Source organism: Methylobacterium sp. UNC300MFChir4.1, assembly GCF_900110155.1.
Lineage (GTDB): Bacteria > Pseudomonadota > Alphaproteobacteria > Rhizobiales > Beijerinckiaceae > Methylobacterium.
Map to the genome: position 1 here is coordinate 165,249 of NZ_FOCS01000012.1, position 19,083 is coordinate 184,331.

Consider the following 19,083-nt stretch of genomic DNA (forward strand, 5'->3'; position numbering starts at 1 on the left):
GAATCGAGGGGCCGAGACGCGCCGCGCTCAACCGTCCCTTGCTGTCTGACATCCCATCCAACCACCTCGCCCCGAGGCGCCCGCGTCAGCGGGCCGCGCGGGCGGGCTCCAGAAACCACATCGCCGTCCGGGGACCTCCCGCGCGGCCCCCCGCTTCACTCCGGCACCTCGGGACGAGGGCGGGACCGGGATCCGCGCGGCCGCCTCACACCCGCATCGGCATCAGCACGTACAGCGCCGGCGCGCCCTCGCGGTCCTGGATCAGGGTCGGCGAGCCGGGATCCGCGAGCTTGAACAGGGCGGTGTCGCCCTCGAGCTGCGCGGTGATGTCGAGGAGGTAGCGGGCGTTGAAGCCGATATCGAGGCCGGCCGCCTCGTAGTCGACGTCGAGTTCCTCGGTGGCACTACCGGAATCCGGGTTGTTCACCGAGAGCGCGAGGCGCCCTTCGGCGAGCCCGAGCTTCACCGCGCGCCCGCGCTCCGACGAGATCGTCGAGACCCGGTCCACGGCCTTCGCGAAGGCGTCGCGCTCGACGGTCAGCCGCTTGTCGTTGTTGGCCGGGATCACGCGCTGGTAATCCGGGAAGGTGCCGTCGATCAGCTTGGAGATCAGCGTCAGGCCGCCGGCGAAGCGCAGGCGGATCTTCGCGGGCGACAGGTCGACCGAGACGGTCTCGCCGCCGTCGTCGAGGAGCTTCTGAATCTCGGCGACCGCCTTGCGGGGCACGATCACGCCCGGCATGCCGACGCTGCCCTGCGGGGCCGGGATCTCGACGCGGGCGAGCCGGTGGCCGTCCGTTGCCACCGCCCGCATCGCCGGGCCGTTCTCGGTCTCCAGCGTGTGCAGGTAGATGCCGTTCAGGTAGTAGCGGGTCTCCTCGGTGGAGATCGCGAACTGGGTCTTCTCGATCAGCCGCTTCAGGTCGGCGGCGGCGATCTCGAAGCCGTGCGGCATCTCGCCGGCGGCGAGGTCCGGGAAGTCGCCCTCCGGCAGGGCGCCCAGGGCGAAGCGCGAGCGTCCGGACCGGATCGTCATCTGGCCGGACTCGCCGCCGGTCTCCAGGGAGACCTGCGCGCCGTCGGGGAGCTTGCGCACGATGTCGTAGATCACGTGCGCCGGCACGGTCGTGGCGCCCGCATCCGCCACGTCCGCCGGCACGCTCTCGGTCACCTCGATGTCGAGATCCGTCGCCCGGAGCTGGAGACCCGACCCTTCCGCGCGCAGGAGCACGTTCGACAGGATCGGGATCGTGTTGCGGCGCTCGACGACCCGGTGCACGTGGCCGAGCGACCTGAGCAGGGCCGCGCGCTCGACAGTGACTCTCATCGCAATACTCAAGTGATAGGGACGGCGCCGCGGCCGGCGACCGTCGCGGAATATGGCCGTTCAGCTTGGCGAAGGGGACAGGGGAACGCAAGGCCGCCGTCGGTGCACCGCACAGCGACCTCCGCGTCCAGGGCGGATGCCCATGTCCGGAGCGGGGTATCGGCCCCCGGCGGCCCGTGCGAAAGCGCCGCGACCGACCCGGACCCCCCATCCCGATCATGCTGCAGACCATCGACCCCGCGGGCAACACCGCAGACCCCTCGCAGGCCGCCCCGAGCGCTCCCCCGAGTGCTCGGCGGATCCTCGCCGCGAGCTTCGTCGGGACGGCGATCGAGTTCTTCGACTTCTACATCTACGCCACCGCCACCGCCCTGGTGATCGGCCCGGTCTTCTTCCCCGCCGGCGCGCCCGGCGTGCAGCAGCTCAGCGCCTTCGCGACCTTCGCCATCGCGTTCATCGCGCGGCCCGTCGGCGCGGCCCTGTTCGGGCATTTCGGCGACCGGGTCGGCCGCAAGGCGACGCTGGTGGCGTCGCTGCTGATCATGGGCATCTCCACGGTGCTGATCGGCTGCCTGCCGACCTACGCGTCGGTCGGCTGGTGGGCGCCGGCGGCGCTGTGCATCCTGCGCTGCGGGCAGGGGATCGGGTTCGGCGGCGAGTGGGGCGGCGCGGCGCTGCTGGCGGTCGAGAACGCGCCGCCGGGCCGGCGCGCGTGGTACGGCATCTTCCCGCAACTCGGGGCGCCGGTCGGCTTCGTCCTGGCCAATCTCGGCTTCCTCGCCCTCAGCTTCGGCCTGACGCCCGAGAGCTTCCAGGCCTGGGGCTGGCGCCTGCCGTTCCTGGCCTCGGCGGCGCTCGTCGGCGTCGGGCTCTACGTGCGCCTGAAGCTCACCGAGACGCCGGCCTTCAAGGCGGCGCTCAGCCAGGCGCGGCCGGAGCGCGTGCCCTTCGCCACCATGCTGACCCAGCACGGCCACGCCGTCCTGGTCGGTACCTTCGCGATGGTGGCGGTCTACGCGGTCTTCTATCTCTCCACCGTCTTCGCCCTGGGCTACGGCACCGGCACCCTCGGCTACAGCCGGCCGACCTTCCTGCTGTTCGAGTGCATCGCGGTCTGCTTCATGGCGCTCGGCACCGTCGTGTCGGGGGCCGCGGCCGACCGCTTCGGCCGCCGGCCTGTGCTGCTCTCCGGCATGGCCGTGACGTTCCTGCTGGGCTTCCTCATGGGGCCGATGCTGGGCCACGCCGCCGGCACCGGCACCGGCACCTGGCCGCCGGTCCTCGGCTTCCTGTGCCTCAGCCTCCTGACGATGGGGTGGGTGTTCGGACCGATGGGCGCCGTCCTGCCCGAGCTGTTCCCGACGCGGGTGCGCTACACGGGCGCCTCGGTGACCTACAACCTCGCGGGGATCCTGGGGGCCTCGGGGGCGCCCTACATCGCGCAGCAGCTCGCGGCCTACGGCGGCATCGGCTTCGTCGGGTTCTACCTAGCGGGGGCCGCGATCCTCAGCTTCCTCGCCGTGCTGGCCATGCCGGAGACTGCCGGCCGCTGACGGGACGGGCGGGCGCCGCCGGCCTCAGCGGCCGGCGCGATCCTGAGCCGCCGCCACGGTGGGCTCGAAGCGCCCGAGGAAGCGCGTCCGCTCCCACAGCTCGATCGCGTCGCGCCCGACCATCGCCCGGGCGCGGCGGCGCGCCTGCGTGTCGTCCTCGGCCGACAGGATCTCGGCCGCGCGGACGCGGCCCGCCCGGTCGAGCCGGAAGGCTCTGTAAGCGCGGCTCCGGTGAGCCGTTCCAGCATCCAGCGCGAGCATAGCGACATCCTCCGGGCCGGAACGTCCCGGAAGATGGTTAACCGTCGGTAAATCGCGGCTCTCGCGATCGAGGACGCGGTCCCGACGCGCCCGCTCGGCGGGGGCGGAGCTCCTCAGCTCCGCTTGTCGAGCGGGCGACCGAGGAGGCGGGCGAACTCGGCCTCGATCTCCTCCACCGAGAACGGGTTGCCGGATCCCTTCGCGTCGGGCGTGGGCGCGGACGGCGGCGGCGGCGGGGCCGGCACGGGCGGAGGGGGTTCGACCTTGGGCATCGCCGGCGGCGGCACGGGTTTGGCCGGAGGCGGAGGTGGAGGTGGGGGCGGCGGGGCCTCCGGCTCGTCGACCGGGGCGGGGGCGGGCACCGGCTCGACCGGGACGCTCGCCATCGCGGCGGCCAGCGGATCGACGCCCTCGGGCACCGGCGGGGCGGGCGCGGGCTGCGGCGGCGGCGTCACGGCCGAGGACGAGCGCGACAGGGCGGCCTGGAGCTGCCGGGCCATGTCGGACAGGACCACCGGATCGACCGACTTGCGCTCGGAGGGCACCGCGAGGCTCGGGGCCAGACGGGCGGTCTCCGGCTCCGCCGGTGCCGGCTCGGGCTTGCGCTCGGAGGCCGGGTTGGGCCGCGGCTCGATCAGCGGCGGCGCGGTCCGGCTCAGGATCCGCCGCGGGGCGACCGGCTCGCGCGGCGGGGGCGCGGGCGGCTCCACCGCCGGCGGCGCGATCGGCGGCGACACCATCGGCGGCGGCACCACCGGCTCGGGCGCGGGCGGCGCCGGGGGTTGAGGCGCGGGCGGCGCGGCACTCAGAGGTGCGGTGACGTCCTGGCCGGGCTCGTCGCCGCCGAACAGCCCGGGATCGAGGGGCAGCGTCACGGGCGGAGCGGAGGCCGAGCGCGGCACCGGCGACGGCACCACCACCGGCATCGCGAAGCCCGGATCGAACAGCGGTTCCGCGCGCCGGCCGCCGGATTCCGGCAGACCGCGGGGCGGCTCGGGCAGGCGGCCGCCCTGGACGAGGGGGTCCGGGAGCGGCTCGTCCAGCGGCTCCGGCGCCAGCTCCGGCCGGATCGCCGCCTCCGGCAGGGGCCGCTGGCCGCGCTGGATGTTGCGCTCGACCACCACGTCGTTGGGGCCGCCCACGAGGAGCAGGTGCTCGACATTGTCCCGGCGCAGCAGGATGAGCTGCCGGGCCCGGTCGAGCTCGTACACGTCGACGATCCCGAGGCGCGGCTGGCGCCCGCGGCTCCCGGACCGCCCCGGCAGGGCGAGGCTCCGGCCGGTGAGCCGGCGCACCGTGAACACGATCGCCGCGAGCGCCGTGAAGATGACGGCGAAGATCACGATATACTGGACGATGGGGGAGCCGTCAGAGCCGAACACGGATTGCAGCCATCGCAAGATTACGCACTCGCACGTTCCGACCGCCGCGGGTGCGCGCCGGCACGGACTTGATCCATACCACGCCGGAGGGGCGGCAAGGCAAACGACGTTAAGAGTTCGTTAACAGACCTTTTAATTGAGCGCGCGCAAGACAATAGGTCGGGACTGCGCCGCCGGCCCGGCCGAACCGGGGGTTCACTCCCCCGCGGCGCGAGCTGACGCGGGCACCGGCCGACCCGGAGATCGGGCTTAACGCGCCGTTAACCATGCAGGCGGCAGATTTTGCCGAGCCCGCTCGTCCCGGCGCGGCCACGCCATCCCGGAGGCGACCATGGCCCTCACCGATCTGCCCGTGCTGAGCATGCTGCGCACGCGGATGCAATGGGCGCAGGCGCGCCAGGGCGTGATCGCCGAGAACGTCGCCAACGCCGACATGCCGGGATTCAAGCCCCGCGACCTCGTGGAGCCGCGCTTCGACCGGGCGACCGGCGCCCTCGCCACCAGCGGCTCCGGCCTGACGCTCACGAGCGCGGGCCACATGGCACCGCCCGGCCAGACGGTCGGAGCCGACTCCAAGCGCGCCAAGGGCTTCGAGGTCCGGCCCAGCGGCAACGGCGTCAACCTCGAGGACGAGATGATGAAGGCCGGCGAGAACCAGGCGGACTACCAGCTCGCCGCCTCGCTGTACCAGCACAGCCTGACCACCCTGAAGATCGCGATCGGCAAGAGCTGACGCGCGACGACCGAATGTGGAGCGCCGACGGCCGCGGGGTCGCGGCAGCGGGAGGGTCCTGAGCCATGGAATTCACGAAGTCGCTGGCGGTGGCGGCCGCGGGCCTCAAGGCCCAGTCGGGCCGGATGCGCATCATCGCCGAGAACATCGCCAACGCCGATTCCGCGCCGGCCTCCGCCGGGGCGCAGCCCTACCGCCGCAAGATCCCGACCTTCACCAGCCACCTCGACGACGAGACCGGTGCCAAGCTCGTCGAGGCGGGGCGCGTCAGGCGCGACCCGTCGGCCTTCCGGACCAAGTACGAGCCCGGCAACCCCGCGGCCGACGCCCAGGGCGTGGTGCAGATGCCCAACGTCAACGCGCTGATCGAGAACATGGACCTGCGGGAGGCCCAGCGCTCCTACGAGGCGAACCTCAACATGATCAGCGCCACCCGCAAGATGCTGGCGCAGACCCTCGGCATCCTGAAGTGACCCCCGAAGCCCGCGGCAGGACCGCTTAGCAAGGACGCATGGCGATGGCTTCGAGCAACTTCGCGGCGGGTGCCTACGCGGCCGTCCAGGGCCTCGCCGGCGGCCGGCCCGCCCCCCGGGTGCAGCCGACGACCGGCACCGGCACCGACTTCATGCAGATGCTCGGGCAGACCCTGGACAGCGTCGGCGATGCCGGCCGTCGGGCCGATTCCCAGGCCGTCTCCGCGGCCGCCGGCAAGGCCAACGTCGTGGACGTGGTCACCGCGGTCGCCGAGAGCGAGACCGCCCTGCAGACCATGGTGGCGGTGCGCGACCGCATGATCTCCGCCTACGAGGAGATCATGCGGATGCAGATCTGACCGGCCGACCGTTTCCCCGCCCGCTCCCCCCGCACTGAGCGCACCCCCATGACCGGCCTCGCCATCCTCGACATCGCCCGCGACGGCATCTTCGTATTCCTCAAGGTGGCCGGGCCCCTGATGCTGGTCGCGCTCGCGGTCGGCCTCGCCGTGTCCCTGGTCCAGGCCCTGACGCAGATCCAGGAGCAGACGCTGATCTACGTGCCCAAGGTCGTGGCGGTGTTCGCCGCGCTCCTGCTGATGCTGCCCTTCATGGGTGACGCCATGGCCGGCTACATGACTCGCATCGCCGCCCGCATCGCGGCCGGCGGCTGATGCGCCCGCCGGCCGGGACAGGCGTGGCCCCCGCGTGCCATAGGGGCCGCGATGAACCTGCTCCTGCCCGGCATCGCCTCGGCCTACCTGATCACCTTCGCGCGCATCGGCACGCTGATCATGCTGATGCCGGGGATCGGCGAGCAGACGGTGTCGCCGCGCCTGCGCCTCGCCTTCGCGCTGCTCACGTCCCTGGTGCTGTTCCCGACCGTGCGCCCGCTGCTCGGCGGCACGGAGGGCGTGGCCGGCCCGCGGCTGATCGGGCTCCTATTCGGCGAGACGATCATCGGGCTGGTGCTCGGCCTCACGGTGCGGATGATCCTCGCCGCCCTTCAGACCGCCGGGGTGATCATCTCGGCGCAGGTCGGGCTGTCCTACGCAATGACGGTGGATCCGAGCCAGGGCGGCCAGCAGGTGGCGATCGGCAACTTCCTGTCGTTGCTCGGGATCACGCTGATCTTCGCCGCGGACCTGCACCATCTCGCCATCGAGGGCGTGGCCCGCAGCTACGTGGTGCTGCCCCCCGACGGCGTGCCGTCCTTCTCGGATGCGCTGATGCTGGCCACGAAGGCGCTGGCCCGAGGCTTCACCCTGGCGGTGCAGATCGCCGGCCCATTCATCGCCTTCGGGATCCTGTTCAACCTGGGTCTCGGCGTGCTGTCGCGGCTGATGCCCCAGATGCAGGTGTTCTTCCTGGCGGTCCCGGCCTCGGTGCTGATCGGCATGCTGCTGCTGATGGGCTGCCTCGGCGTCATGATGGGCGTCTTCCTGGACGACCTGGGCCGGTATCTCGGGGATTACGTCGGCCGCTGAGCGGCCGGACCGCCCGTGCCCCGACGATGCCCACGCTCTGAGCCCGACGCGCGATGGCCGACGATACCGACGACGAGGACAAGACCGAGGAGCCGTCCCAACGACGGCTCGATCAGGCGATCGAGCGCGGCGACGTCGCGACCAGCACCGAGATCAACACCTTCGCGATACTGGCCGCGTTCACCCTGGCGCTGCTGGTCGCGGCCCCGACCATCGCCACGAACCTGCTGCACGGGCTCAAGGCCTACCTCGCCAACGCCCATACCCTGCCGGACGACGCCACGGCCATGAAGGCGGCCATGACGCGCGGCCTGTGGCTGTGGCTCCAGGCGGTGGCGGTGCCGGTCGGGCTGGCGGTCGTGGCCGGGCTGGCCGCGGGGCTCCTGCAGCACCCGCTGGTCTTCTCCGCCGAGACGCTGATGCCGAAATTCTCGCGCCTCTCGCCGATGGCGGGCGTGAAGCGGCTCCTCGGCGTCGAGGCCCTGTTCCAGTTCGGCAAGGGGCTGGCGAAGATCGCCGCCGTGGGCGTGGTCGGCGCGGTGATGCTGTGGAACGACCGCGACCGGCTGGAAGTGTTCGCACAGCTGGACCCGGCCGCCTCCATGCCGGCGATCCTGTCCCTCAGCCTGAAGCTGCTCGCCGGCATGCTGTGCATGCACCTCGCGATCACCCTCGGCGACGCGCTCTACGCGCGGTTCCGCTGGCGCAAGCGCCACCGGATGTCGAAGGAGGAGCTCAAGCAGGAGATGAAGGAGTCGGAGGGCAATCCCGAGGTGAAGGGTCGCCTGAAGCAGCTCCGGATGGCCCGGGTGAAGAAGCGCATGATGGCCGCGGTCCCCACCGCCACCGTCGTGGTGACGAACCCCACCCACTACGCGGTGGCACTGCGCTACGAGACCGGCATGGCCGCGCCGGTCTGCGTCGCCAAGGGCGTCGACGCGCTCGCCCTGCGTATCCGCGCGGTGGCGGCCGAGCACGGGGTCGCGGTGATCGAGAACCCGCCGCTCGCCCGGGCGCTCCACGCCACCGTGGAGATCGACCGGGAGATCCCGGCCGAGCACTACCGCGCGGTGGCGGAGGTCATCGGGTTCGTGCTGCGCCTGCGGAGACGGGCGGCGTAGCCCCGCGCAATCCGCGCGCCGCGCCGTCTCGCCGAACGCCCGGTGGGGCGAAAGCCACGCTTCCTCCACCTTTTTTCGCGAGGCTGTGTCAAGGCTTGGCGCGACGAGACTGATGCCGCGCCCCGCATGTCCTGATATGGCCGGCGGACTAACCGGGTGACTGTTCTGGAATGAAGCCGATGGCCGACGTCACTGGACCTCCGGCGCCCGCCGCGGGCCCGCAGAATTCGGGTCCCCCGGTCGCGCCGGCCTCGTCCCTGCTGGGAACGGGCTCGATCGACCGCTCGGAACAGCCGGGCCGGGTCGGCCTGCTCCTCGTGCTCGCCGGCCTGCTGGTCGGCGCGGCCATCGGCCTGTCCTTCGTGGCCAACGAGCAGGCCCAGTCGCTGATCGTCTGGCTGCTGGCCCTGCTGGCCATGGCGGGCGTGTTCTTCCTGTTCGCCCTCGCCATCGGAGCGCTCCAGCTCAGCGGCAGCGCCGCCCGGGACGACATCACCAAGGGCATCGTCGACGCCTCGCCGGACGGCCAGCTGGTCGTCGAGGACGGCGGCCGGCTGATCTACGCCAACGAGGCCTATCTCCGGATCGCCAGCGGCGACACCTTCTCCAACCTCGCGCCGGTGGAGCGCATCCTCGTCGGCTCGCCGGAGGTCTCCGAGGCGGTCTACCGCCTGTCGCAGGCCTCACGCGACGCCCGGGCCCACACCGAGGAGGTGCGGATGTCGCCGCCCCTCGGCCCAACGGCCGGCGAGCGCGGCTTCGGCTGGTACCGGGTCTCGGTGCGGCCCCTCGCGCGCCCGCGCCGGGCGGCCTCCCTCTGGACGGTGGCCGACATCACCGCCGAGCGGGAGCGGCAGGAGAACGTCTTCCAGGAACTCCAGCACGCCATCGACTACCTCGACCACGCCCCGGCGGGCTTCCTGTCGATCGATCCGGCGGGCGCCATCGTCTACATGAACGCGACCCTGGCGGCCTGGCTCGGCTACGACCTCGCCAGCGTCGGCCCCGGCGGCCCGCACCTCACCGAGATCGCCCCGGAGGCGGACGTGCTGGTGCGCACGGCCGGCCTGCCGGGCGAGGTCCGCACCGACCGCTTCGACCTCGACCTGCGCCGCCGCAACGGTCACACCCTGCCGGTCCGGCTCTACCACCGGGTCGCCTTCGGCAAGGACGGCAAGCCCGGCTCGTCGCGGACCTTCGTGATCAACCGCTCCGCCGGGGCCGAGACCGACGAGCCGCAGCGCGCCGCCGAGGTCCGGCTGGCCCGCTTCCTCAACAACTCGCCGATCGCCATCGCGACCCTCGACAGCGGCGGCCGGATCGCCCGCGCCAACGCCTCGTTCACGCGCCTGTTCGGCACGGTCCCGCGGCAGGCCGACGACGGCGCCCCGGACGGGGAGGGCGTGCCGCGGGTCGAGCCCAACGTCGCCGACTCGGTGGCCGACCGGACCGCCCTGGAGGCCGGGCTCGCCCGCGCCGCGAGCGGGCGGACCGACCCGGAGCCGATCGAGGTCCAGCTCAACGGGCCCGGCGGCCGCTCGGCCCGGGTCTGGCTCAGCCCGGCCGACGGCGGCGATGCCGGCCAGCAGACCGACGAGGCCGAGCGGGTGATCCTCTACGCCCTCGACACGACGGCGCAGCGCCAGCTGGAGCAGCAGGTCGCCCAGGCCCAGAAAATGAACGCGGTCGGCCAGCTCGCCGGCGGCATCGCGCACGACTTCAACAACGTCCTGCAGGCGATCATCGGCTACTCGGACCTGCTGCTCGCGAGCCACCGGCCGACCGACCCGGCCTTCCAGGACATCATGCAGATCAAGCAGAACGCCAACCGGGCGGCGGGCCTCGTCCGCCAGCTCCTGGCGTTCTCCCGCCGGCAGACGCTGCGCCCGGAGGTGATGAATGTCGGGGAGGCGCTCTCCGAGCTGACCCTCCTCCTCAAGCGGCTGCTCGGCGAGCGCGTCGCGCTGGAGCTGAAGCACGGCCGCGAGGTCTGGCCCGTGAAGGCCGACGTCAACCAGTTCGAGCAGGTGATCGTCAATCTGGCGGTCAACGCCCGCGACGCCATGCCGGAGGGCGGCAAGCTGATGATCCGCACCGAGAACGTCTCCGATCCGGGGGCGGCCGCCGGGGCGGAGGGGCGCGGTGGGGCGCCGGCGGGCGACCACGTGCTGATCGAGGTGCGCGACACCGGCCAGGGCATCCCGCCCGAGCTGATGGAGAAGATCTTCGAGCCGTTCTTCACCACCAAGGAGATCGGCAAGGGCACCGGCCTCGGGCTCTCGACGGTGTTCGGCATCGTCAAGCAGTCCGGCGGCACCATCGACGTGCAGTCGAAGGTCGGGGAGGGCACGGCCTTCCGCATCTACCTGCCGCGTCACGTGCCCGTGGCGGAGCCCGAGGAGGTGCCGGTCGCGGCGGCCGAGCCGGCACTGCCGCGCGCGGAGCCGCTCGCGCCGGCTTCCACCACCGCCCATCCCGATTCCGGGTCGGACGCCAAGCCGGTCACCGCGCCGGCCGCGGGCGGCGACGCCGCTGTGCCGAAGGGGGAGACGCCGCCCGCCAAGGTCGACAAGCCGGCGCCGCGCAAGCCCGCCGCCGATCATACGGGGCAGGGGACCATCCTGCTCGTCGAGGACGAGGACCCGGTGCGGGCGGTCAACAGCCGGGCGCTCTCGGCCCGCGGCTACACGGTGCTGGAGGCGGCCTCGGGCCTCGAGGCCCTGGCGATCGTCCGCGAGGGCGCGCAGACCATCGATCTCGTCGTCTCCGACGTGGTCATGCCCGAGATGGACGGCCCGACGCTCCTGCGGGAGGTGCGCAAGCATCAGCCCGACCTGAAGGTGATCTTCGTGTCCGGCTACGCCGAGGACGCGTTCCGCAAGAACCTGCCCGAGGGTGAGACCTTCAACTTCCTGCCCAAGCCCTTCAGCCTGAAGCAGCTCGTCGAGACCGTGAAGAAGACGATGGCGGACTGATTGGCCCGTCGCGTCCGGTCACCGTCGCTCAACGAAGAGCGGCCCCGGAGAGACTCCGGGGCCGCGCATCTTCGAACGTCGCAAGGTCCGCCGCGCGCCGTCGCCGGCCCGCGGCGGCGCGCGGCGGCGCGGCCTAGGCCTCGCCCTCGTCGAGATCGTCCGCCGTCGGGGCGGCGTTCTCCAAGATCTTCTCGGCGACCAGACCGGAATTCTGCCGGATCGAGCCCTCGATCTCGGCGGCGATCTTCGGATTGTCGCGCAGGAAGCCCTTCGAGTTCTCGCGGCCCTGGCCGAGGCGCTGGCTGTTGTACGAGAACCAGGCGCCGGACTTCTCGACGATGCCGGCCTTCACGCCGAGGTCGATCAGCTCGCCGACCTTCGACACGCCCTCGCCGAACATGATGTCGAACTCGACCTGCTTGAAGGGCGGGGCGACCTTGTTCTTCACCACCTTGACGCGGACCTGGTTGCCGATCGCCTCGTCGCGGTCCTTGAGCGTCGAGATGCGGCGGATGTCGAGGCGCACCGAGGCGTAGAACTTCAGGGCGTTGCCGCCCGTGGTCGTCTCAGGGCTGCCGTACATGACGCCGATCTTCATTCGGATCTGGTTGATGAAGATGACCATGCAGTTCGAGCGCGAGATCGAGCCGGTCAGCTTGCGCAGGGCCTGGCTCATCAGGCGGGCCTGGAGGCCCGGCTGGCTCTCGCCCATCTCGCCCTCGATCTCGGCCCGCGGGGTCAGCGCGGCCACCGAATCGACCACCAGCACGTCGATGGCGCCCGAGCGCACCAGCGTGTCGGTGATCTCGAGCGCCTGCTCACCCGTGTCGGGCTGGGAGATCAGCAGGTCGTCGAGGTTCACGCCGAGCTTGCGGGCGTAGACCGGGTCGAGGGCGTGCTCGGCATCCACGAAGGCGCAGACGCCGCCCTTCTTCTGGGCCTCCGCGATCGTGTGGAGCGCCAGCGTCGTCTTGCCGGACGATTCCGGACCGTAGATCTCGATCACCCGGCCGCGCGGCAAGCCGCCGACGCCGAGCGCGATGTCGAGGCCCAGCGAGCCGGTCGAGACGGTCTCGACCTCCTGGACCTTGTCGTTCTTGCCGAGCCGCATGATCGAGCCCTTGCCGAAGGCGCGCTCGATCTGAGCCAGGGCAGCGTCAATGGCCTTGGACTTGTCCTTGTCCACCGGGGGCATGTCGACCACTTTCAATGCGGGCTGGGCCATCTGGCGGGCTCCTTATGAAGGGGTTGGACGCAGTTCACAACGCGCGTCGCCACCGCCTTTATGTACCCGTTTTGTTCTCAGCCAGCAAGGCCGCAACGCGGTTTTGCCGGACGCAAGTCACGAAATCCCGGCTCGAGCCCCGGATGCCCCGCGACAGCAATCCAATCCGGTAATCGCCCGCGAGGACCCGTACGAACGCCGACACAACGCGCTGGACGGGACGACCGCCAGCCGCAATGGCGACGCCTCCCGCGGTCCCGCAGCAGGCTCGGCCCGCCGGCGACCGGGACCCGACCGCCAGACATGCGGCCGAAAACGACGACGCCCGGCACGAATCCGGCTCTCGCGAGTCGAATTGCGTCCGGGCGTTCGTCGTACCGGTCACCGGGCATCCCCGGGATGGTCACCCCAGAGGAGGCACCATCCCGCGACGCCGCGGGCCGGGATCTGGCGGACGCGGAGACCGCAGCCGCCGGGATCCCGGGATCAGGCGGCCTCGCCGGCCTCGGCCTGGGCGGCCTCGCCCTCGACCAGCTTCCAGGTCTTGGTCTTGGAGAACGGACGGCACTCCTCGATGAACACCGTCTGCCCGACCTTGGCGACATTGCCCTCGTCGTGCGCGTGGTAGTTCTTCGACCGCCGCACGGTCTTCTTCATCACCGGGTGCGTGAAGCGGCGCTCCACCTTCACCACGATGGTCTTCTCACCCTTGTCGCTGACGACGGTGCCCTGAAGGATGCGCTTCGGCATGGTTGTCTCCTAAAACCCGCCTCAGCCCTTGGCCTGCTGCAGCGTCTTGGAACGCTGCAGAGTCCGGACACGGGCGATGTCGCGACGGACCTCGCGGACGCGGGCGACGTTCTCGAGCTGGCCGGTGGCCCCCTGGAAGCGCAGGTTGAACTGCTCCTTCTTGAGGTTGATCAGCTCGTCATTCAGCTGATCCGGCGACAGCGCCTTCAGATCAGACAGTCTCTGGGTCGACTTCACGATATCCTCCGTTCAGTCGGCGATGCGCTGGACGACCCGCGTGCGGATCGGGAGCTTCGCGGCGCCGAGGCGGAGTGCCTCCTTGGCGATGTTCTCGGCAACGCCGTCGACCTCGAACATGATCCGGCCGGGATGGACCCGGGCCGCCCAGTAATCCGGGGCGCCCTTACCGGAGCCCATGCGGACCTCGGTCGGCTTCGACGACACCGGGACGTCCGGGAACACCCGGATCCAGACGCGGCCCTGGCGCTTCATCTCGCGGGTGATCGCGCGGCGGGCCGCCTCGATCTGGCGGGCAGTGACGCGCTCGGGCTCCACCGCCTTCAGGCCGAACTGGCCGAAGTTCAGCTCGAAGCCGCCCTTGGCCGCACCGTGGATGCGGCCCTTGAACTGCTTGCGGAAGCGGGTCTTTTTCGGTTGCAGCATGGCTTCCTACCTTACGCGTGCTCGCGCTCGCGGCGTCCGCGCTCGCGGCCGCCCTCGCCATCGCGCTCACGGCGTCCGCCAGAGCGGCCGCCCTCTTCCTGGGCCTTCTTGTCCTGGGCCATCGGATCGTGCTCGAGGATCTCGCCCTTGAACACCCACACCTTGATGCCGCAGGTCCCGTAGGTCGTGAACGCCGTGGCGGTGCCGTAATCGACGTCGGCGCGCAGCGTGTGCAGCGGGACGCGGCCCTCACGGTACCATTCCTGGCGGGCGATCTCGGCGCCGCCGAGACGGCCCGAGCAGTTGATCCGGATGCCCTCGGCGCCCAGACGCATGGCCGACTGCACGGCCCGCTTCATGGCGCGCCGGAAGGCGACGCGGCGCTCGAGCTGCTGGGCGATCGAGTCGGCCACCAGGGTGGCGTCGATCTCGGGCTTGCGCACCTCGACGATGTTGATGGTCACGTCGGCCTTCGTCATCGTGCCGACGAGCTTGCGCAGCTTCTCGATGTCCGCGCCCTTCTTGCCGATCACCACGCCCGGACGACCCGAGTGAATGGTGACCCGGCACTTCCGGTGCGGGCGCTCGATGACGATCTTGGAGACCGCCGCTTGCTTGAGCTGCTTCATGAGGGCGGCGCGGATCGCGACGTCCTCGTGCATGAGCTTCGCGTAGTCGCCCTTGTTGGCGAACCAGCGGGAATCCCAGGTCCGGTTGATGCCGAGCCGGAGACCGATCGGGTTGACTTTCTGACCCATCAGATCCTCCTCAAGCCGCTTCGGCTTGGCGGACTTCGCGAACCACGATGGTGAGGTTCGAGAAGGGCTTCAGGATGCGCGCGCCGCGGCCGCGGGCGCGGGCGTGGAAACGCTTGAGAACCAGCGCCTTGCCCACGAAGGCCTGGGACACGACGAGGTCGTCGACGTCCAGGTCGTGGTTGTTCTCGGCGTTGGCGATGGCGCTCTCAAGGCACTTCTTGACCTCGGTCGAGATCCGCTTGCGCGAGAACTGCAACTCGGCGAGCGCCGTGTCGACCTTCTTGCCGCGGATCATCTGCGCCACGAGGTTGAGCTTCTGCGGGCTGACGCGCAGCATGCGCGCGACGGCCTTCGCCTCGTTCTCGGGGAGCGCGCGGGGGGTGGCTTGCTTGCCCATCTCAGCGCCTCTTCGCCTTCTTGTCGGCCGCGTGGCCCGGGAAGGTGCGGGTCGGCGAGAACTCGCCGAACTTGTGCCCGACCATCTCCTCGGTGACGTAGACCGGGATGTGCTTCTGCCCGTTGTGCACACCGAAGGTGAGCCCGACGAACTGCGGGAGGATCGTGGAGCGGCGGCTCCAGATCTTGATGACCTCGGAGCGCGAGGAGCCCCGCGCCGCCTCGGCCTTCTTGAAGAGGTAGCCGTCGACGAACGGCCCCTTCCAGAGAGAGCGTGCCATAGCGATTACTTCTTGCGGTTGTGGCGGCTGGACAGGATGAACACGTCGGTCCGCTTGTTGGACCGGGTCTTCTTCCCCTTGGTGGGCACGCCCCAGGGCGTGACCGGGTTGCGGCCGCCCGAGGTGCGACCCTCGCCGCCGCCGTGCGGATGGTCGACCGGGTTCATCGCCACACCGCGGTTGTGCGGGCGCTTGCCGAGCCAACGGTTGCGCCCGGCCTTGCCGAGCGAGATGTTCATGTGGTCCGGGTTCGAGACCGCGCCGACGCTGGCGAAGCACTGGCCGTGGACCAGGCGCTGCTCGCCCGAGTTCAGGCGGAGCGTCACGTAGCCCTGGTCGCGGCCGACGATCTGCGCGTAGTTGCCGGCCGAGCGGGCGATCGCGCCGCCCTTGCCGATCTTCAGCTCGACATTGTGGACGATCGTGCCCACCGGCATCGAGCCGACCGGAGCGGCGTTGCCCGGCTTGATGTCGACGCTCTCGCCGGCCACCACCTTGTCGCCCGGCTGCAGGCGCTGCGGGGCCAGGATGTAGCTCTGCTTCCCGTCGGGGAAGTTGATCAGCGCGATGAACGCCGTGCGGTTCGGATCGTACTCGATCCGCTCCACCGTGGCGGCGACGCCGAGCTGCTCGCGACGCTTGAAGTCGACGTTGCGCAGCACGCGCTTGTGGCCGCCGCCGCGGAAGCGGACGGTGATGCGGCCGAGATTGTTGCGGCCGCCGGAGGACGACTTGCCCTCCGTCAGCGCCTTCACCGGCTTGCCCTTGTAGAGCTCACGGCGGTCGACGAGCACGAGCTGGCGCAGGCTCGGCGTGACCGGTTTGAATGTCTTCAAGGCCATCGGCTTGGATCCCTAAATCCCGTCCTCAGAGCCCGGTCGTGACGTCGATCGAGTGGCCCTCGGCCAGGGTCACGATCGCCTTCTTCACGTCGGAGCGCTGTCCGCGGAGACCGCGGAAAATCTTCTTCTTACCCTTGGTGACAAGGGTGTTCACGGCCGTGACCTTCACGTCGAACAGCTTCTCGACGGCCTCCTTGATCTGAGGCTTCGTCGCCTTGGGGGCGACGCGGAAGACGACCTTGTTCTGCTCGGTCAGGTTGGTCGCCTTCTCGGTGATGACCGGGGAGACGACGATGTCGTAGTGGCGCGGATCGGCACTCATTTGAAACGCTCCTCCAGCGCGTCGACGGCAGCCTTCGTCAGGACGAGCGTGTCGCGGCGCAGGATGTCGTAGACGTTGATGCCCTGCACGGGCAGCACGTCGATCTGCGGGATGGCGCGGGCGGCCCGGCCGAAATTCACGTCGACCTCGGCACCGCCGATGATCAGCGCGTTCGAGAGGCCCATCTTGCCGAAGCGCTCGATGAGACCCTTGGTCTTGTGATCCTCGATCTTGATGTCGTCGACGACGATCAGGGTCGAGGCCTTGGCCTTGGCCGACAGGGCGTGGCGCAGGGCCAGGGCGCGGACCTTCTTGGGCAGGTCGTGGCTGTGGTCGCGCGGCACGGGGCCGAAGGCGCGCCCGCCGCCGCGGAACTGCGGCGCCGAGGCCGCGCCGTGGCGGGCGTTACCGGTGCCCTTCTGCTTGTAGAGCTTCTTGCGGGTCCGGTTCACGTCCGAGCGGTTCTGCACGGCGTGGGTACCGGCGCGCCGCTTGGCGAGCTGCCAGCGGACCATGCGCTGCAGCAGGTCGGCGCGCGGCTCCAGGCCGAAGATCTCTTCGTTCAGCTCGACCGAGCCGGCGCCGGCACCGTCGAGGGTTTTGATATCGAGCTTCATCACGCGGTCTCCTCAGCCGCAGGGGCCTCGGTCGCCGGGGCGGAGGCGCCGTTCTCGCGGAACTTGCCCGGCAGCGGAACGTCGGCGGGGAGCTTGCGCTTCACCGCGTCGCGGATCTGGATCCAGCCGCCTGCGACGCCCGGGACCGCGCCCTCGACCAGGATCAGGCCGCGCTCGGGATCGGTGCGCACGACGCGCAGGTTCTGGGTGGTGACCCGCTCGACGCCGAGGTGACCCGGCATCTTCTTGTTCTTGAAGGTCTTGCCCGGATCCTGGCGGCCGCCGGTCGAACCGATCGAGCGGTGCGAGATCGACACGCCGTGGGTGGCGCGCAGGCCGCCGAAGTTCCAGCGCTTGATACCGCCGGCGAAGCCCTTACCGGTCGTGGTGCCGGTGACATCCACGAACTGGCCGGGGATGAAGTGGTCCGCGGTGATCTCGGCGCCGACCGGGATCAGCGCGTCCTCGGACACGCGGAACTCGGCGAGCTTCTTCTTCGGCTCGACCTTGGCGACCGCGAAGCGGCCCCGCTCGGCGGCCGAGACGTTCTTGACCTTGGCCTTGCCGACGCCGACCTGCAGCGCGACGTAGCCGTTCTTCTCGACGGTGCGGTGGGCAACCACCTGGCACTGATCGATCTTGAGCACGGTGACGGGGACATGCTCCCCCGCGTCCGTGAAGACGCGGGTCATGCCGACCTTCTGTGCGATGACGCCTGAGCGCATAGGTTCTCTCCCTCGCGCGATGAAACGGTAAGCTCTAAGTCCTCAGCGGACTCAGAGCTTGATCTCCACGTCCACGCCGGCGGCGAGGTCGAGCTTCATCAGCGCGTCCACGGTCTGAGGCGTCGGATCGACGATATCGAGCACCCGCTTGTGCGTGCGCATCTCGAACTGCTCGCGCGACTTCTTGTCGATGTGGGGCGAGCGGTTCACGGTGAACTTGGCGATGTGCGTCGGGAGCGGGATCGGGCCGCGGATGGTCGCGCCCGTACGCTTGGCCGTGGAGACGATCTCCTTGGTCGACGCATCGAGGATGCGGTGATCGAACGCCTTGAGGCGAATGCGGATGTTCTGACCGTTCATGATCCTGGAACCTTGAGAGGGACGGCGGGGTACGCGAGGCCTTCACCCCGCCGCGCCCTGCTAAGGATGCTTGCTCGAGCTCAGTCGTTGATGGCGGCGACGACGCCGGCGCCGACGGTGCGGCCGCCCTCGCGGATGGCGAAGCGCAGCTTCTCCTCCATGGCCACCGGCACGATCAGCGCCACGTCCATGGTCACGTTGTCGCCCGGCATCACCATCTCGGTGCCCTCCGGCAGCGTGCAGATCCCGGTCACGTCCGTGGTCCGGAAGTAGAACTGCGGCCGGTAGTTGGTGAAGAACGGCGTGTGGCGGCCGCCCTCCTCCTTGGTCAGGATGTACGCCTCGGCCTTGAACTTCGAGTGCGGCTTCACCGAACCCGGCTTGCACACGACCTGGCCGCGCTCCACGTCCTCGCGCTTCGTGCCGCGCAGCAGCACGCCGACGTTGTCACCCGCCTGCCCCTGGTCGAGCAGCTTGCGGAACATCTCCACGCCCGTCACCGTCGTCTTGGTGGTCGCCCGGATGCCGACGATCTCGACTTCCTCGCCCACCTTCACGATGCCGCGCTCGACGCGACCCGTCACCACCGTGCCGCGGCCCGAGATCGAGAACACGTCCTCGATCGGCATCAGGAACGGCATGTCGATCGGACGCTCCGGCTGCGGGATGTAGCCGTCCACGGTCGCCATCAGCGCCAGGACCGCCTCCTTGCCGATCTTCGGCTCCTTGTCCTCGAGCGCCATCAGCGCCGAGCCCTTGGTGATCGGGATGTCGTCGCCCGGGAAGTCGTACTTGGAGAGCAGCTCGCGCACCTCCAGCTCGACCAGCTCCA

24 protein-coding genes are annotated in these 19,083 nt (G+C 70.4%); 8 read left to right on the top strand and 16 right to left on the bottom strand.

Annotation, left to right across the window (positions count from 1 at the left end; translation table 11 throughout):
- Nucleotides 1–205 precede the first annotated feature (205 nt).
- Nucleotides 206–1,327, bottom strand: coding sequence for a DNA polymerase III subunit beta (gene dnaN, locus BMY19_RS17670; RefSeq protein ID WP_100252450.1), 1,122 nt, complete (start codon nucleotides 1,325–1,327; stop codon nucleotides 206–208).
- Nucleotides 1,328–1,545: 218 nt separating this feature from the next.
- On the opposite strand from dnaN, the gene BMY19_RS17675 reads away from it, so the two are divergent.
- A complete protein-coding gene (locus BMY19_RS17675; protein ID WP_100252451.1) occupies nucleotides 1,546–2,880 on the top strand; it encodes an MFS transporter in 1,335 nt (444 codons plus the stop codon).
- 24 nt (nucleotides 2,881–2,904) lie between these two features.
- Here BMY19_RS17675 and BMY19_RS17680 read toward each other — a convergent pair whose 3' ends face one another.
- Together BMY19_RS17680 and BMY19_RS17685 are read right to left on the bottom strand one after the other, a co-directional pair.
- On the bottom strand, nucleotides 2,905–3,141 hold the full coding sequence (locus BMY19_RS17680; RefSeq protein ID WP_020094245.1) for a hypothetical protein: 237 nt from the start codon (nucleotides 3,139–3,141) through the stop codon (nucleotides 2,905–2,907).
- Between the two features lie 113 nt (nucleotides 3,142–3,254).
- The gene (locus BMY19_RS17685) at nucleotides 3,255–4,523 is read right to left on the bottom strand and encodes a hypothetical protein (RefSeq protein WP_244534943.1); all 1,269 of its coding nucleotides are present in this window, start codon (nucleotides 4,521–4,523) and stop codon (nucleotides 3,255–3,257) included.
- Nucleotides 4,524–4,854: 331 nt separating this feature from the next.
- Here BMY19_RS17685 and flgB point away from each other — a divergent pair, with 331 nt between their 5' ends.
- The 7 genes from flgB to BMY19_RS17720 all read left to right on the top strand — a co-directional run bounded on the left by flgB (nucleotide 4,855) and on the right by BMY19_RS17720 (nucleotide 11,312).
- On the top strand, nucleotides 4,855–5,256 hold the full coding sequence (flgB, locus tag BMY19_RS17690) for a flagellar basal body rod protein FlgB (protein WP_056533882.1): 402 nt from the start codon (nucleotides 4,855–4,857) through the stop codon (nucleotides 5,254–5,256).
- 65 nt (nucleotides 5,257–5,321) lie between these two features.
- Nucleotides 5,322–5,729: a flagellar basal body rod protein FlgC gene (gene flgC / locus BMY19_RS17695; RefSeq protein ID WP_020094248.1), complete on the top strand. Its 408-nt coding sequence runs from the start codon at nucleotides 5,322–5,324 to the stop codon at nucleotides 5,727–5,729.
- Nucleotides 5,730–5,773: 44 nt separating this feature from the next.
- Nucleotides 5,774–6,088: a flagellar hook-basal body complex protein FliE gene (gene fliE / locus BMY19_RS17700; protein ID WP_012319201.1), complete on the top strand. Its 315-nt coding sequence runs from the start codon at nucleotides 5,774–5,776 to the stop codon at nucleotides 6,086–6,088.
- A 48-nt stretch (nucleotides 6,089–6,136) separates the two neighbouring features.
- A complete protein-coding gene (gene fliQ, locus BMY19_RS17705; protein WP_012319200.1) occupies nucleotides 6,137–6,403 on the top strand; it encodes a flagellar biosynthesis protein FliQ in 267 nt (88 codons plus the stop codon).
- A 51-nt stretch (nucleotides 6,404–6,454) separates the two neighbouring features.
- The gene (fliR, locus tag BMY19_RS17710) at nucleotides 6,455–7,216 is read left to right on the top strand and encodes a flagellar biosynthetic protein FliR (RefSeq protein ID WP_042675345.1); all 762 of its coding nucleotides are present in this window, start codon (nucleotides 6,455–6,457) and stop codon (nucleotides 7,214–7,216) included.
- 53 nt (nucleotides 7,217–7,269) lie between these two features.
- Nucleotides 7,270–8,337 (top strand): flagellar biosynthesis protein FlhB, encoded by a 1,068-nt coding sequence (gene flhB, locus BMY19_RS17715; protein WP_020094251.1) that lies wholly within the window; start codon nucleotides 7,270–7,272, stop codon nucleotides 8,335–8,337.
- A gap of 179 nt (nucleotides 8,338–8,516) precedes the next feature.
- Nucleotides 8,517–11,312: a cell cycle histidine kinase CckA gene (locus BMY19_RS17720; protein WP_100252461.1), complete on the top strand. Its 2,796-nt coding sequence runs from the start codon at nucleotides 8,517–8,519 to the stop codon at nucleotides 11,310–11,312.
- Nucleotides 11,313–11,445: 133 nt separating this feature from the next.
- Here BMY19_RS17720 and recA read toward each other — a convergent pair whose 3' ends face one another.
- The 13 genes from recA to BMY19_RS17785 all read right to left on the bottom strand — a co-directional run.
- Nucleotides 11,446–12,537, bottom strand: a complete 1,092-nt coding sequence (gene recA / locus BMY19_RS17725; RefSeq protein WP_026605101.1) for a recombinase RecA — start codon at nucleotides 12,535–12,537, stop codon at nucleotides 11,446–11,448.
- Between the two features lie 486 nt (nucleotides 12,538–13,023).
- On the bottom strand, nucleotides 13,024–13,287 hold the full coding sequence (gene rpsQ / locus BMY19_RS17730) for a 30S ribosomal protein S17 (RefSeq protein WP_020094254.1): 264 nt from the start codon (nucleotides 13,285–13,287) through the stop codon (nucleotides 13,024–13,026).
- A gap of 21 nt (nucleotides 13,288–13,308) precedes the next feature.
- The gene (gene rpmC / locus BMY19_RS17735; protein ID WP_020094255.1) at nucleotides 13,309–13,524 is read right to left on the bottom strand and encodes a 50S ribosomal protein L29; all 216 of its coding nucleotides are present in this window, start codon (nucleotides 13,522–13,524) and stop codon (nucleotides 13,309–13,311) included.
- Nucleotides 13,525–13,536: 12 nt separating this feature from the next.
- A complete protein-coding gene (rplP, locus tag BMY19_RS17740; RefSeq protein ID WP_012319193.1) occupies nucleotides 13,537–13,950 on the bottom strand; it encodes a 50S ribosomal protein L16 in 414 nt (137 codons plus the stop codon).
- 11 nt (nucleotides 13,951–13,961) lie between these two features.
- Nucleotides 13,962–14,708 (bottom strand): 30S ribosomal protein S3, encoded by a 747-nt coding sequence (rpsC, locus tag BMY19_RS17745; RefSeq protein WP_012319192.1) that lies wholly within the window; start codon nucleotides 14,706–14,708, stop codon nucleotides 13,962–13,964.
- Nucleotides 14,709–14,718: 10 nt separating this feature from the next.
- The gene (rplV, locus tag BMY19_RS17750; protein ID WP_012319191.1) at nucleotides 14,719–15,105 is read right to left on the bottom strand and encodes a 50S ribosomal protein L22; all 387 of its coding nucleotides are present in this window, start codon (nucleotides 15,103–15,105) and stop codon (nucleotides 14,719–14,721) included.
- Nucleotide 15,106: 1 nt separating this feature from the next.
- Nucleotides 15,107–15,385 carry a 30S ribosomal protein S19 gene (gene rpsS, locus BMY19_RS17755; RefSeq protein ID WP_012319190.1) on the bottom strand — a complete coding sequence of 93 codons (279 nt, stop codon included), beginning with the start codon at nucleotides 15,383–15,385 and terminating at the stop codon, nucleotides 15,107–15,109.
- A gap of 5 nt (nucleotides 15,386–15,390) precedes the next feature.
- Nucleotides 15,391–16,227, bottom strand: a complete 837-nt coding sequence (rplB, locus tag BMY19_RS17760) for a 50S ribosomal protein L2 (protein WP_020094256.1) — start codon at nucleotides 16,225–16,227, stop codon at nucleotides 15,391–15,393.
- A gap of 25 nt (nucleotides 16,228–16,252) precedes the next feature.
- Nucleotides 16,253–16,549, bottom strand: a complete 297-nt coding sequence (locus BMY19_RS17765) for a 50S ribosomal protein L23 (RefSeq protein WP_020094257.1) — start codon at nucleotides 16,547–16,549, stop codon at nucleotides 16,253–16,255.
- Nucleotides 16,546–17,166 carry a 50S ribosomal protein L4 gene (gene rplD, locus BMY19_RS17770; protein ID WP_020094258.1) on the bottom strand — a complete coding sequence of 207 codons (621 nt, stop codon included), beginning with the start codon at nucleotides 17,164–17,166 and terminating at the stop codon, nucleotides 16,546–16,548. Before rplD ends, BMY19_RS17765 begins: the two co-directional genes overlap by 4 nt.
- The gene (rplC, locus tag BMY19_RS17775; protein WP_020094259.1) at nucleotides 17,166–17,891 is read right to left on the bottom strand and encodes a 50S ribosomal protein L3; all 726 of its coding nucleotides are present in this window, start codon (nucleotides 17,889–17,891) and stop codon (nucleotides 17,166–17,168) included. Before rplC ends, rplD begins: the two co-directional genes overlap by 1 nt.
- A gap of 51 nt (nucleotides 17,892–17,942) precedes the next feature.
- The gene (gene rpsJ, locus BMY19_RS17780) at nucleotides 17,943–18,251 is read right to left on the bottom strand and encodes a 30S ribosomal protein S10 (RefSeq protein ID WP_007569268.1); all 309 of its coding nucleotides are present in this window, start codon (nucleotides 18,249–18,251) and stop codon (nucleotides 17,943–17,945) included.
- An 80-nt stretch (nucleotides 18,252–18,331) separates the two neighbouring features.
- Nucleotides 18,332–19,083, bottom strand: a 752-nt coding sequence (locus BMY19_RS17785; protein ID WP_244534944.1) for an EF-Tu C-terminal domain-related protein, incomplete at its 5' end; no start/stop codon positions are given.